Genomic DNA, 12,957 nt, shown 5'->3' on the forward strand with positions numbered 1-12,957 from the left:
ACCCCCTTACTTTTTATCCACGCATTTGCCAAGTTGGCAGGCTCTTTTATAAAGCGCATCTGCCTTTGTTTCATCGCCGCTTAGCTTTGCAAGCAAGAAGCATGACTGCGCATACTCAAGCTCGCAGCTCTTTGCCAAAAGCTTTAGCACCCTAGCCTCAGCCTTGGTTCTATCTATCTTATGAGTTTTTAAATTTTCGCTTTCGATGTAGGATTTTAGTCCCATTGCCTCGTTGTAGCATCCAACGCCGTCGCCACTATCGCAAGCTAGTTTATAAAGCTTTAGAGCCTTCTCGATATCTTTTTGCTCATCAACTAGCCCTTGCTCATAAATTTGACCTAAATTTGAGCAAGCAGTCGCAAGCCCAGAGTTGCAAGCCTTTTCATAGTAGCCTTTTGCCTTTACGAAGTCCTTTTCGTTGCTAAAATTTACAGCTAGGTTGTTACAGTCGATGCTATTTCCGCTCTCGCAGTTTTGCACCATCTTCTCTTTTTCAAGCTCAAGACGCTCCGCCCTAGCCTCCTCATCACTTTGCCAAAAGCCAAAGCTCACCATCTTTTGCCACGACCAGCAGCCACTTAACATAAAGCTAGCAGCTACGATAAGCCCAAAATTTAAAACTTTTTTCACTTATTTTCCTGCTTACATGCCAAGCTTTGCGCCTAGTCTTTTCATCTGTGGGCACGCCTTGTTTAGACCGCGAAAGCAAGCGACTTTGTAAATTCCATAAGCTCTCTTTTCGTCCTTGTTCATGCCAAGACCTAGTTCATACATCGCGCCGATATTTGCGCAGCTTGGCAGATCTCCAGCGTTGCAAGCGTTTGTGTAGGCCTCCATCGCTAGATAGTAGTCTTGTTTTACGATCTCGCCCTTGCGGTAGGCGTTGCCTAGATGATAGCAAGCTTGCACACCGCCACTGTTGCAGCTATCTTTGTAAATTTCGACCGCTTTTTTTGGATCTTTTTTCACGCCAAGGCCGTTTTCATAGAGCGTGCCAAGATTTGAGCAAGCAAGCTGCACTTTCGCATCGCAAGCCTTTTTGTAGTTTGCGTAGGCATTGTCATACTCTTTCATAAGCTCAAAATTTACACCCAAGTCGTTGCAAGCTTCAGCATCGCCGTTTTGGCACTTTGGAGTTAAAATTTCTATCGCATTTTTTGAAATTTCCTCTTTGCTTTGCACTACTTTTTCATCTTTTGGTTGCTGCCATGTGTCGTCTTGTCTTGGCGTCTCCCCGATCCCGATCACGTTTAAGCAGCCTGTGAAAAATAGAGCAGTTAAAAGTAGTAAATATTTTTTCATTTTTGTCCTTTTAATATTGTCCAAACAAGTCATTTAGGGCTTCGCTGATGCTTGGGTGAGTGAAAATTTGGTTTTTAAAGAAATTTGCATCTGCTTTTAAATTCATCGCGATCGCGATCTCATTTATGATCTCATTTGCGTAGATGCAGTGAAAGCTTGCCCCTAAAATTTCGCCACTACTAGCTTCAACGATCGCTTTTAGCATGCCCACATCGTGATTTAGCACCTTTGCTCCTGGCACTGCTGCCATGCTAAGCTTTAGTTCTTTGAAATTTAGCCCAAGCTCGCTAGCTTCTTTTGCATTTACGCCAACTCTTGCTAGCGGAGTGTCGGTAAATAGCACATTTGCATGGATGCTTCTGTTTTGTGTGGTGCGTTTTTTGTCGCCAAAAATTTGCGAGAAAACTATCCTAAAGTCATCCAAACTAGTGTAGGTAAAAAGCTCTCCGCCGCGCACGTCGCCCACTGCGTAGATGTTTGGCACATTTGTTTGAAGGCGCTCATTTGTCTTTATAAAGCCTTTTTCATTTAGCTCGACGCCAGCTGCTTTTAAATTTAGATCATCTAAATTTGCCACTCTGCCAAGCGCTACTAAAAACGCATCAGCCTTGATGATCCTATCTTCATTATCTTGTTTGAAATTTAACGCATTATCTTTTAAGCTCTCTATCTCGCAACCCTCTAAAATTTCGATGCCCTGCACGTTTAGCGCATCTTTTACGCTTTTAGCTATATCTTCATCTTCGTTTTTTAGCAGTTTTGAGCGTCCGACGATGGTCACTTTTGAGCCAAAATTTGCAAACATTGATGCAAACTCGATGCCGATGAAGCCACTTCCAACGATGACAAGATGCTTTGGCATAGTTTTTAGATCTAGCAAGGTTTTGCTTGAAAAGACGTTTGAGTTTGTTATCTCAAATGGCGCATACGCCTCTTTTGAGCCAGTGTTTATGATGATAAATTCGCCTTCAACGACTTTTTGCTCGCCATTTGAGGTTGTAACTAGGACGCTATTTTTATCTTTAAACGAGCCAACGCCATCGATCACGTCGATATTTTCTTTATCATTTAGCATCGCATAGTTTTTAGAATTTAAAGCTGAGATTAGCTTATTTTTGTTTTCGATGCTAAGCGTGTAATACTCGTTTTCAACGCTATTATCTGCATATATCGCCTCTTTTGCAGCTGTGATTAGACGTTTTGTCGGTATGCAGCCTACGTTTATGCAAGTGCCTCCGTACATCTTTGGCGATCTCTCGATTAGCGCGACCTTTTTGCCAAGCGCAGCCGCCTTTACAGCTAGCGTCTTGCCAGCCTTACCAAATCCAATAATAACAATGTCATATTTCATTTAATTTTTCCCATTATGTAGTATGTAGTTTCGTTTATCTTTTTGATATCCATTTTGTATTTATTTGCCCAGCTTTTGATGATCTCATCAACCCGCTCTTTTATCTCTTTGACGGTTGCAACGTTTTTTATCTTTAGCCTATCCTCACTCCCGCTCATCGCCACAAAGCAAAGGTGCGGTTTTAGATGATCGTTTAGCTCGATCACACTCTTTGGCAAAAGGCCGTCAGTGTTATTTAAAATTCTACGCATATGCTCAGTGGTCGTTTCATCTATGTTGTAGCCAAGCTGTGTCAAAAGTGCGTTATGATCCATATCGTTCCTTTTTGCTTAAATTTGCGATCATTATAAGATAAAATTCGATAAAATCGCCTAAATTTTCAAGGACAAATATGAAAAAATTTATCATTTTTCTATTTAGCATTTTGCTATTTTGGGGCTGTTCGGCGCAGCAAATTTCGCAAAATTTAGGTCTTAGCGAGCCACCACTTGATCCTGAAGTAGAGCAAATAGCAGACGCCATCTATCTATATAACGAGGGCAACTACCCAAAAGCTTGCAAAAGATTTTACGACTACGCAAAAGATGGCAATGTCCTAGCCATGCAGCAAACTGGCGTTTGTTTTCGTGACGGCAAAGGCTTTAGTAAGGATATCTTAAGGGCGCTTTTTTGGTTTGAGACAGCTGGCAGATACGGCAACATAGACGGACTAAGAAGCGCTGGATATATCTATGAGTACGGCCTTGGGGTCAATAAAAATTTAGAAAAAGCGATATATTTTTATGAAAAAGCCACTAGCCTTGGCTCAAGCGAGGCTAGCTACGATCTAGGACTTATATATCTTGGCAAAAACGACTATAAGAAAGCTAGAATTTATCTTGACGAGGCTTGCTACCATGGCAAAGAAGAGGCCTGCATGAAGCTAAAAGAGATGAAATTTTAGCTCTCATCTCTTTTAAATTTACTACGCCTCAGCCTTTTGAGCGATCAAGACACCCTCTATCATCTTTTTGATATCGCCATCAAGTATCGCATCAGTTTGCGAAAATGCCTCGCCACTGCGGTTGTCTTTTACCTGCTGATACGGGAAAAGCACGTATGATCTTATCTGATGTCCCCAGCCGATCTCGCTCTTTTCGACGCTGTTGCTTGCCTCTTGCTGCTTCATCAGCTCAAGCTCGTAAAGGCGCGACTTTAGCATTTTCATCGCTGTGGCTCTGTTTTTGTGCTGGCTGCGGTCATTTTGACACTGCACGACGATGCCAGTTGGTATGTGCGTGATGCGGATGGCTGATTCAGTCTTATTTACGTGCTGACCGCCTGCGCCACTGGCTCTATAAGTGTCTATCTTTAGATCTTTCTCTTCTATCTCGATCTCTATATCGTCATCTACTTCGGGGCTTACCATGACGCTAGAAAAGCTTGTGTGACGGCGTCCCGCGCTATCAAATGGGCTTGTGCGAACGAGCCTGTGGATGCCATTTTCTGCTTTGAAATATCCATAAGCATTTTCGCCTTTTACGATAAAGCTCACATCCTTTAGACCCGCTTCTTCGCCCTCTTGAAAGTCCAAAGTCTCGACCTTAAAGCCCTCACGCTCACAAAATCTAAGATACATCCTATAAAGCATGCTTGCCCAGTCGTTACTCTCAGTGCCGCCAGCTCCTGGGTGTATCGATACGATCGCGTTTTTGCTATCATCCTCACCACTTAAAAGCATAGAAATTTCTAAATTTACTATCTTTTCATCTAAATTTTTAGCATCTTCAAAGAGAGAATTTATAGTCTCCTCGTCATTTTCAGAATTTGCTAGCTCAAAAAGCTCTTTTGCGTCGCTAACTGCTTGATGAGCGTCGCTAAATTTAGCAAGCATATTTGAAATTTTTGTCTTTTCTTTATTTAGCGCTCCAGCTCTTGCGATATCTTGCCAAAAGTCAGGGTCTTGCTCGGTCGCCTCGATCTCTTTTAGCCTAGCCTTTATCTCGTCAGGCTTTACGATAGAGCCTATGTTTTCAACTTTTGTTTGTAGCTTCTTTAAAAGCTCGTTGTATTCGTAACTATCCAAGTTTTTCTCCATAAATTTTTGCCGATTTTAGCCAAAAGTTGCTTACATTTTTAAATTTACGCCCTTTTAATCCTTTTTTGTTACAATGCCAAGTTAAAATTTAGATAAAAAGAGTCAATATGCAGATCATAAGAACTATAAACGAGCTTGAAAATTTTGTCCAAAATGCAAGCGGCAAGATCGGTTTTGCGCCGACAATGGGTGCACTTCACGACGGACACGTTAGCCTTATAAAAAAATGTGTGAGCCAAAACGAGACAAGCATCGTCTCAACGTTTGTAAATCCAACTCAGTTTCTACCAGGCGAAGATCTGGATAAATACCCAAGAAAAGAGCAAAGCGACATCCAAATTTGCGAGCAAAACGGCGTTAGCGCTATCTTTATCCCAGACGCTAATGAGCTTTACTTTGAAGATGAACCGCTCATCGTCGCTCCAAAGAAGCTTTCAACCATCTTAGAGGGCAAAACTAGGCCTGGTCACTTTGATGGCGTCTTAAGAGTGCTAAATAAGCTATTTCGCCTAACTCGTGCAAATAGCGTCTATATGGGCAAAAAAGACACCCAGCAGCTCATCATCGTGCAAAATATGATAAATACATTTTTCCTAAACATCGAGCTAGTAGCTTGCGATATCGTTAGAGAGCCTGACGGCCTAGCACTTTCAAGCAGAAACATCTACATCTGCGACGAAGATAAGTGCAACGCGCTAAGACTTTCAAGATCGCTAAATAAAGCGCGAAATTTGATCCAAAACGGCGAAGAGGACGCAAGCGAGATCAAGGCAAATATGCTTGAGGTTTTAGAGCCACTAAAAGTTGATTACGTCGCGGTTACGGATAGAAATTTAAATGAAATTTCAAAGGTAGAAAAAGGCAATACAATAATCTTAGTAGCCGCCTATGTAGGCAAAACTAGACTAATAGACAACATCTGGATCTAAAAATGCCAAAACTTCATCTAATCTCGCTTGGTTGTAATAAAAATTTAGTTGATTCAGAGATCATGCTAGGACGCTTGCAAAACTACGATATCACGGACGATATCAGCGACGCTGACGTCATCATCGTAAATACCTGCGGCTTTATCAAATCCGCCAAAGAAGAGAGCATCCAAACCATACTTGAGATGCACGAAGCTCGCAAAAATGGCTCTTTGCTGGTAGTGACTGGCTGTCTTATGCAGCGCTACAAAGATGAGCTCATAAAAGAACTGTCTGAAGTCGATCTCTTTACTGGCGTGGCTGATTATGACAAGATCGATGAGATCATCTTGAAAAAGCAAAATTTATTTAGCCCGCAGACTTATCTGCAGGCAAACGAAGAGCGCGTGATAACTGGCTCAAACTACCACGCCTACATCAAAATTTCAGAGGGCTGTAACCAAAAATGCAGCTTTTGTGCGATACCGACATTTAAGGGCAAGCTAAAATCACGCTCGCTTGAGAACATCGTAAATGAGGTCAAAAATCTAGTCAAAAAAGGCTACTACGACTTTAGCTTTTTATCCCAAGACTCAAGCTCATACATGCGAGATAATGGCGTTAGTGACGGGTTAATAAATTTAATCAACGAGATAGAAAAGATAGAAGGCGTAAGGAGTGCTAGGATACTTTATCTCTATCCAAGCACGACTAGCAAAGAGCTCATTTCGCGCATCATCGCTTCGCCTATCTTTCACAACTACTTTGACATGCCGATCCAGCACATCAGCGAAAATATGCTAAAGATAATGAAGCGTGGAAGTGGTGCTAAAAAGATAAAAGAGCTTCTAAATTTGATGAGAAATGCCGAAAATTCATTCTTGCGAACTGGTGTCATCGTGGGACACCCAGGCGAGAGCGAGGAGGATTTTGAGGAGCTTTGCGAGTTTTTAGAAGAGTTTAAATTTGATAGAATTTCAGCCTTTGCCTACTCAAAAGAAGAGGACACAGCCTCGTTTGAAATGGAGCAAATCCCAGCCAAGATCATCTCAAAAAGGCTAAGCAAGATAGAAAAGATCACCAAAAAAGCGATAAATGAGAGCTTGCAAAAAGAGCTTGGCAAGCAAATTTACGCATCGCTTGAGGGCATTAGCAGCGAGGGCGAGATGTTTTACGCTGCCAAAAAAGATATTTGGGACAAAGATATAGACGGCGAAATTTTAATAAACGAAAGCGACGTAAAAGAGCTTGAGATCGGCTCGCTCTACCTTTGTGAGGTCAGCGACGTGGTTGATCAAAAACTAGTCGCCACAATCATCAAAAAAGCAAAATGATAAGCCAAAATGTGCTTGATAGGCTAAGCTTGGGCGCAAACCTGCTTGCCTTCTCGCACGGCATCGATAGCACCGCACTTTTTTACATTTTGCAAGAGGCTGGGGTCAAATTTGATCTAGCCATAGTCGATCACAACGCCAGAGAGCAGAGTAAATTTGAAGTTGAAAGCGCCAAAGAGCTTGCCAGCAAATTTGGCAAAAAAATCTACATAAAAAGCGTAAATTTAGGTAAGTCAAATTTTGAAAAAAACGCGCGCGAGGCGAGGTATGAGTTTTTTGGTGAAATTTGCCAAAAAATTGGCTATGAAAATTTGATCCTAGCGCATCAGTTTGACGATAAATTTGAGTGGTTTTTGATGCAGCTTGGCAAGGGCGCCGGGCTAAAAGAGCTCTTTGGTATGAGCGAGCTTGAGAGGAGAAAGCACTTTTGGCTGGTTAGACCGCTTTTAAATTTACGCAAAAAAGAGCTTCAAAACTACCTTGACGAACGAGGTTTGCACTACTTTGTCGATGAGACAAATTTAGAAGGCAAGCTTAAAAGAAGCTTTGTGAGGCTAAATTTTAGTGAGCCATTTTTGGACGAGTACTTTAGCGGCGTGAAGAAAAGCTTTGAGTTTTTGGAGGCTGATAGGCAAAACCTGCTGCCAAATATCACAAAGATGGATGATGAAATTTTCATTATAAAAAATGATAGCAACGTGGTGCGAGGCGTCGATATGGCGGCAAAAGAGCTAAATGTGCTTTTAAGCAAAGCTCAAAAAGATGAGCTAAGCGCAAATTTAGCAAAGCAAACAAGCGTGGTGCTAAGTGGCAAGATCGCAGTTGGCTACGCTGATGAATTTGTTTTGGTGACGCCATTTTGTAAAGCCGTAATGCCAAAAATATTTAAAGAAAAAGCTAGAATTTTAAAGCTCCCAGCGATAAATAGAGGCTATTTATTTGCAAAGGGCACTCAAATAGAAAATATTTCTAAATTTTTTAGCAAATAGAGCGTTTTAGGCTCTAAATTTGATCTACCGAAGGCTAATTTAAACTTTTTATCACAAAATTTTTCTACAACAATTTTAACAAGTCTGCAAAAATTTAAATTTCTATCTGCAAATTTAATCTACAAAGGTCAAATTTAAAACTAAACTTTGCTTCAACCCTTAAACTAGAGCACCCGTAATATTAGTATTTAAAAAACTGCGAATTTGATTTTGGCTATTTTTCTCTAACATAAACAGCTTTTGCGTTTAAATTTAGAGTATAAAGGCTACAAATTTGACCCACAAAAGAGCAAATCTAAAGTTTTTAACGCTAAATTTTACCCTTACGATCCTCACACTAAAGTATTAAGCTGCAAAATTTAAAATTTCTATCGGTAAATTTATTTGTTATTAATTTATTGCAACTATTTTTAGGCTTAAGTTAGGGCAACTAGAACTACAAATTTGATCTGAAAAGTCAATTTTAAAGCCTTAAGCAGCAAATTTACTCAAGCTCTCAAGTAAGTGCCCGCTTCAACCTTGGCAAATGTGGCACTAAAACTGCAAATTTTCTATACCAAAAGTCAAATTTAATCTATCAAGAGCCAAATTTAAAGCATGGTCTAGTAAATTTAATTTCACAGCTGTTTTAAAATAGCCAAAAAACTCATCTACGATATAAATTTCTTAAGCAATAAAGCTCTAAATTGATCCACATATCTTTGCTGCAGAATAGCAGCCAACCTTCAGTCTCAAATTTAAAATTCATAGCGCTCTTATAGCTTTGAAATCGTATATTAAATTTAATTTTGCTACCAACAATAAAAGCGTAAATTTAATATATAAAACCAAATTTTATAAACAAGATAGTGAAATTTGTAGCTTATCAAATTTAGCTCATCAACAATATCAAATTTAATAAACGCGTCCAAAAAGTTAAATTTATAAATCAGCGTCAGCCCCAGCAAAACCAGCCCATAAAATAAATTTAAACAAGCCAGCGGTTTAAATCTACCTCATCAAAGCCATTTGCATAAAATAATGCGTAAAATTTTATAAATTTTATTACGCCCTAAGCGAGGATTTTCTCTATCAGCTCTCTTTTTAGCACAAAGTCATAGCTAAAAGCATCCACCACGACGCCAGCATAACTGCTCTCTTTTAGCATCGCAAGATACTCTTTTAACCCTATCTCAATGCTCTCTTGCTCGCTGTCGTTTCGCCAAAGCTTCATCGCCTCTTTGCTTGTAAATGCCGGAAAATAGCTAAGCTTCTCGCCCTCATCTTCAAGTAGGATAAATTTGATATTTGAGCCCTCCTCCTCATAAACTACCCCACCATCAGGCTTTGCGAGCGCTTGGTTTAAAAGCACTGGAGCAAAAAAAGTAGCCCTTTTTAAAGCCGATATCAAATTTATCTCATTTTGCTGGCTAGGATCACTTAAAAATTTATCCATCGCTTCTTGCATTTTAGCCCCTAAAAGCCTCATCTACGGCTTGGCAGATCGTGTGGATAAAAAAGATGTGCGACTCTTGAATTCTTGCCGTATCGCTTGAGCTAACGACTAAATTTAGATCACATCCTTCATTCATCGCGCCACCGCCTTTACCACTAAGTCCAAGCACCGATACGCCCATTTTCTTGGCACTTTTTATAGCTTCAAGGACGTTTTTGCTGTTGCCACTTGTTGAGATCGCCACGAGCAAGTCGCCTGGCTGAGCTAAGGCCTCAAACTGGCGTGAGAAAACGTAGTCAAAGCCGTAGTCGTTGCCAATGGCTGTAAGTGCTGAAGTATCGGTGGTTAGCGCGATGCCTGGAAGTGGCTGGCGCTCGCTTTTATATCTACCAGTTAGCTCGGCTGCAAAGTGTTGAGCGTCCGCCGCAGAGCCGCCGTTACCACATATGAGCACCTTTTTGCCATTTTTTAGCGTATCAGCCACCATCTGGCAAGCACGCTCTAGGCTGCCCAGCAAATTTACATGCTCGCTAAAGGTCTTTTGATGAGCCTCGAGCTCATTTTTTATCATTGTTTTTAGCATCTTTTATCCTTTTTATTATCCCTGTTGTGCTTTTGCCCTCGACAAAGTCGATCAGTCTGACCTCTTTTACGATCTCGCTGCCAACGACCTCTTTGCCCTTGTAGTCAGCCCCTTTTACAAGCACATCAGGCTTTATCTTTGTTATTAAATTTAATGGCGTATCCTCATCAAATATCACGACATAATCAACAAATCCAAGCCCACTTAGCACGCAGGCTCTGTCATCTTGCGAGTTTATAGGCCTTGCCTCGCCTTTTAGCCTCTTAACTGAAGCGTCTGAATTTAACCCAACTACCAAAAGATCGCCAAGCTCCCTTGCACGGGCTAGATATTTTACGTGTCCAGCATGCAAGATATCAAAGCAGCCGTTTGTGAAAACGACCTTTTTCTTGCCCTTTTGGCTCAAAATTTCTTCTAGCTCCTCAACGCTTTTAAGCTTGTGTTCGAAATTTGCTCCAAATGAGCTATTTAGTAGCTGCTCGATCTCGCTAAAGCTAGCCGTTGCGCTGCCTATCTTTGCCACGACGACGGCTGCTGCGAGATTTGCTATCTTGATCGCCTCTTTTATATCAGCGCCAGTTGCTAGCATGTAGCCAAGTGTAGCAAGCACCGTATCTCCAGCGCCAGTGACATCAAAGACCTCTTTTGCTTTTGCCGCAAAGATGTGCAATTTATCATCATATAGCGCAATGCCATCTTCTGAGATCGTGATGATCGAATAGGTCAAATTTAGCTCATCTTTTAGCTGTTTTATCGCCTTTTCAAGCTCGGCTTTGTCTTTTATCTTTAAATTTGTAGCCTCGCTCGCCTCTTTTTTATTTGGCGTTAGAAGGGTCGCGTTTTTATACTTTGAGTAGTCGCTGCCTTTTGGGTCTATGAGCACTGGTATTTTTAGCCTCACGCACTCATTTATGATCTCTTGGCAGACCTTCTCGCTAAGCACGCCTTTGCCGTAGTCACTTAGCAAGACAGCCTTGAAATTTGCAAGATTTTCTTTTACTTTTAAGACTAGTTCATCTTCTAAATTTATCTTGACAACGCTCTCTTTATCGATCCTGACAACTTGCTGATGAGATGCCATGATGCGGCTTTTTATCGAGCTTTCGCGCCCTTTTTCAGTAAGGATCAGCTCATCTTTTACATTTAGCTCAGCAAGCTTCTCTTTTATCTTTTTGCCAGCCTCATCATCTCCTAAGACGCTAGCCACGCTCACGTTTGCGCCAAGCGAGAGTAAATTTCTCACCACATTACCAGCGCCACCAAGCGTGTAGGTTTCGTTATTTATCTTTACAACTTGCACTGGCGCTTCAGGCGAGATGCGCTCGCAACTGCCCCAGATGTAGTGATCTAGCATAAGATCGCCGACTACTAAAATTTTAACTCTCTTAGCCATTTATCTCTTCCTTATAAATTCTCTTTATCTCTGGTAAGTAGTCTTTTATCGCCTCTTCCAAGCTCCAAGTCGCGCTAAAGCCAAATGCCTCGCGAGCTGGGGCCACGTCGGCCTCTGTGTGAAATTGATATGAGCCGATAAATGGGTTTTTGATATATTCGTTGCCTAAATTTACGCCGATCTCACGCTGCAAGATGTCAGCGATATCTTGAAAGCTTCTAGCCTTGCCAGTAGCTGCGTTATAGACGCCGCTTGGTGCATCAAGCGCTTTTATATTTGCGTCAATGATATCTTTTATATAGACAAAATCACGCTTGATCTGGTCGCTGCCCTCAAAGAGCCTTGGGGTCTTGCCAGCTAAAATTTGCAGGCCAAACTGAAGCACCATCGAGGCGGTTTTATTTTTGAAAAACTCGCCCTTGCCAAAGACATTAAAATACCTCAGTCCAACCACGCTCACGCCGCGCTTTGCGTAAATTTTATTGATATTATCCATGCTTAGTTTGCTAAAACCATAGACATTATTTGGCGCTTCGCACTCGCCAACTGTTTGTGGGCTCTTTGCGTTGCCATAAGTCGCACCTGAGCTAGCGTAGATCATCTTTGCGCCCAAACTCTCGCAGATATCAAGCAAATTTACAAAGGCATTTACATTTGTTTTTATTAGCTCGTCTTGTTCTTTTACAGTGGTGTCTGAGATTGCTGCTTCGTGATAGATGACATCTGGGCGAAAACTTTTTATCTTCTCAAGAGTGCTAGGGTCGTTGATATCGCCAGCGTAAATTTCACCTTTAAAGCCAAGTAAATTTTTAAAATGTCCAAAGCTTTTTAGGTTGCCGTTGCTAAATGTCTCGTCGTTTCTAAATTTATCCACGACAAGCACGTGAGCATCTTTATAGTTTTCATCAAAATAGTGCGCCAAAGCTGAGCCGATAAAGCCAGCGCCGCCAGTTATAACTATCTTTTTTCCGTTTAAATTCATAGTGATTTTTCCTTTTTTAGCTTATTTAAAACATCTCTTACATCTTTAAAATTTATCCCATCAAGCAAGAAATTTCTGCCCACACCAGCCCTTTTGCCAGCCTCGACGTCGCTTGGCTTATCACCTATCATTAGCGAGTTTTCAAGCTCTATGTCAAACTCTTTGCAAGCATCAAGTATCATTTTTGGATTTGGTTTTCTGCAGGTGCACTTTTGCTCTGGAGCGTGCGGGCAAAAATAGACCTTGGTGATAAAAATTTGCTCTTTTTTAAAGCTTTCAAGCATAAATTTGTTTAGAGCGTCAAACTGCTCCTGCGTGTAGTAGCCCCTGCCGATGCCTGATTGATTTGTCACGACAAAGAGCTTGTAGCCAGCTCCAGCAAATTCTCTTAATGCATCAAAAATGCCATCAATAAATTTAAAGTCTTTGATCTCGCAAACGTATCCAGCGTCTTCATTTATGACGCCGTCTCGGTCTAAAAAAAGTGCTTTGTTGGCTGTTTCTTTTATCATTTGGTGATTATAGCCAAAATATTTTAACCCACCCCTTGCAAATTTACATTTTTGTATTATAATGCCGGCACGTTTTTTAAAAAGGATGAAA

General features: G+C 41.1%; 14 protein-coding genes. 4 read left to right on the forward strand and 10 right to left on the reverse strand.

What is annotated here, in order from left to right; all coding sequences use genetic code 11:
- Positions 1–6: 6 nt before the first annotated feature.
- Genes CVS91_RS03835 through CVS91_RS03850 form a run of 4 tightly spaced genes read right to left on the reverse strand, consistent with a single transcriptional unit; the run spans position 7 to position 2,967 of the window.
- The gene (locus CVS91_RS03835) at positions 7–630 is read right to left on the reverse strand and encodes a tetratricopeptide repeat protein (RefSeq protein WP_103595107.1); all 624 of its coding nucleotides are present in this window, start codon (positions 628–630) and stop codon (positions 7–9) included.
- Between the two features lie 12 nt (positions 631–642).
- Positions 643–1,302 (reverse strand): tetratricopeptide repeat protein, encoded by a 660-nt coding sequence (locus CVS91_RS03840; protein ID WP_107830424.1) that lies wholly within the window; start codon positions 1,300–1,302, stop codon positions 643–645.
- 10 nt (positions 1,303–1,312) lie between these two features.
- A complete protein-coding gene (locus CVS91_RS03845) occupies positions 1,313–2,653 on the reverse strand; it encodes a dihydrolipoyl dehydrogenase family protein (RefSeq protein ID WP_107830426.1) in 1,341 nt (446 codons plus the stop codon).
- Positions 2,650–2,967 carry a hypothetical protein gene (locus CVS91_RS03850; RefSeq protein WP_002941809.1) on the reverse strand — a complete coding sequence of 106 codons (318 nt, stop codon included), beginning with the start codon at positions 2,965–2,967 and terminating at the stop codon, positions 2,650–2,652. The genes CVS91_RS03845 and CVS91_RS03850 overlap by 4 nt, the downstream gene beginning before the upstream one ends.
- A 77-nt stretch (positions 2,968–3,044) precedes the next feature.
- Between CVS91_RS03850 and CVS91_RS03860 the strand changes: the two genes are divergently transcribed.
- Positions 3,045–3,596: a tetratricopeptide repeat protein gene (locus CVS91_RS03860; RefSeq protein WP_107830428.1), complete on the forward strand. Its 552-nt coding sequence runs from the start codon at positions 3,045–3,047 to the stop codon at positions 3,594–3,596.
- Positions 3,597–3,617: 21 nt separating this feature from the next.
- Here the strand turns inward: CVS91_RS03860 and prfB are convergent, their stop codons facing one another.
- Positions 3,618–4,718: a peptide chain release factor 2 gene (gene prfB / locus CVS91_RS03865; RefSeq protein WP_107830430.1), complete on the reverse strand. Its 1,101-nt coding sequence runs from the start codon at positions 4,716–4,718 to the stop codon at positions 3,618–3,620.
- A 119-nt stretch (positions 4,719–4,837) separates the two neighbouring features.
- Here prfB and panC point away from each other — a divergent pair, with 119 nt between their 5' ends.
- The 3 genes from panC to tilS are packed head-to-tail and all read left to right on the forward strand — an operon-like array spanning position 4,838 to position 7,961.
- Positions 4,838–5,659, forward strand: coding sequence for a pantoate--beta-alanine ligase (gene panC, locus CVS91_RS03870; protein ID WP_107830432.1), 822 nt, complete (start codon positions 4,838–4,840; stop codon positions 5,657–5,659).
- 2 nt (positions 5,660–5,661) lie between these two features.
- A complete protein-coding gene (gene rimO, locus CVS91_RS03875) occupies positions 5,662–6,972 on the forward strand; it encodes a 30S ribosomal protein S12 methylthiotransferase RimO (protein ID WP_107830434.1) in 1,311 nt (436 codons plus the stop codon).
- Complete coding sequence (gene tilS, locus CVS91_RS03880) at positions 6,969–7,961, forward strand: tRNA lysidine(34) synthetase TilS (protein WP_107830436.1); 993 nt, start codon at positions 6,969–6,971, stop codon at positions 7,959–7,961. The genes rimO and tilS overlap by 4 nt, the downstream gene beginning before the upstream one ends.
- 1,051 nt (positions 7,962–9,012) lie before the next feature.
- Here the strand turns inward: tilS and CVS91_RS03885 are convergent.
- Genes CVS91_RS03885 through gmhB form a run of 5 tightly spaced genes read right to left on the reverse strand, consistent with a single transcriptional unit; the run spans position 9,013 to position 12,866 of the window.
- Positions 9,013–9,408: an SseB family protein gene (locus CVS91_RS03885; protein WP_107830438.1), complete on the reverse strand. Its 396-nt coding sequence runs from the start codon at positions 9,406–9,408 to the stop codon at positions 9,013–9,015.
- Position 9,409: 1 nt separating this feature from the next.
- Entirely contained in the window at positions 9,410–9,979 is a 570-nt protein-coding gene (gene gmhA, locus CVS91_RS03890; protein WP_002942109.1) for a D-sedoheptulose 7-phosphate isomerase, read from the reverse strand.
- Positions 9,954–11,372, reverse strand: a complete 1,419-nt coding sequence (rfaE1, locus tag CVS91_RS03895) for a D-glycero-beta-D-manno-heptose-7-phosphate kinase (RefSeq protein ID WP_107830440.1) — start codon at positions 11,370–11,372, stop codon at positions 9,954–9,956. The genes gmhA and rfaE1 overlap by 26 nt, the downstream gene beginning before the upstream one ends.
- Entirely contained in the window at positions 11,365–12,354 is a 990-nt protein-coding gene (gene rfaD / locus CVS91_RS03900) for an ADP-glyceromanno-heptose 6-epimerase (RefSeq protein ID WP_021091057.1), read from the reverse strand. Before rfaD ends, rfaE1 begins: the two co-directional genes overlap by 8 nt.
- Positions 12,351–12,866, reverse strand: coding sequence for a D-glycero-beta-D-manno-heptose 1,7-bisphosphate 7-phosphatase (gene gmhB, locus CVS91_RS03905; protein WP_107830442.1), 516 nt, complete (start codon positions 12,864–12,866; stop codon positions 12,351–12,353). The genes rfaD and gmhB overlap by 4 nt, the downstream gene beginning before the upstream one ends.
- Positions 12,867–12,957 lie beyond the last annotated feature (91 nt).

This window comes from Campylobacter concisus, from assembly GCF_003048985.1.
Classification (GTDB): Bacteria; Campylobacterota; Campylobacteria; order Campylobacterales; family Campylobacteraceae; genus Campylobacter_A; species Campylobacter_A concisus_AY.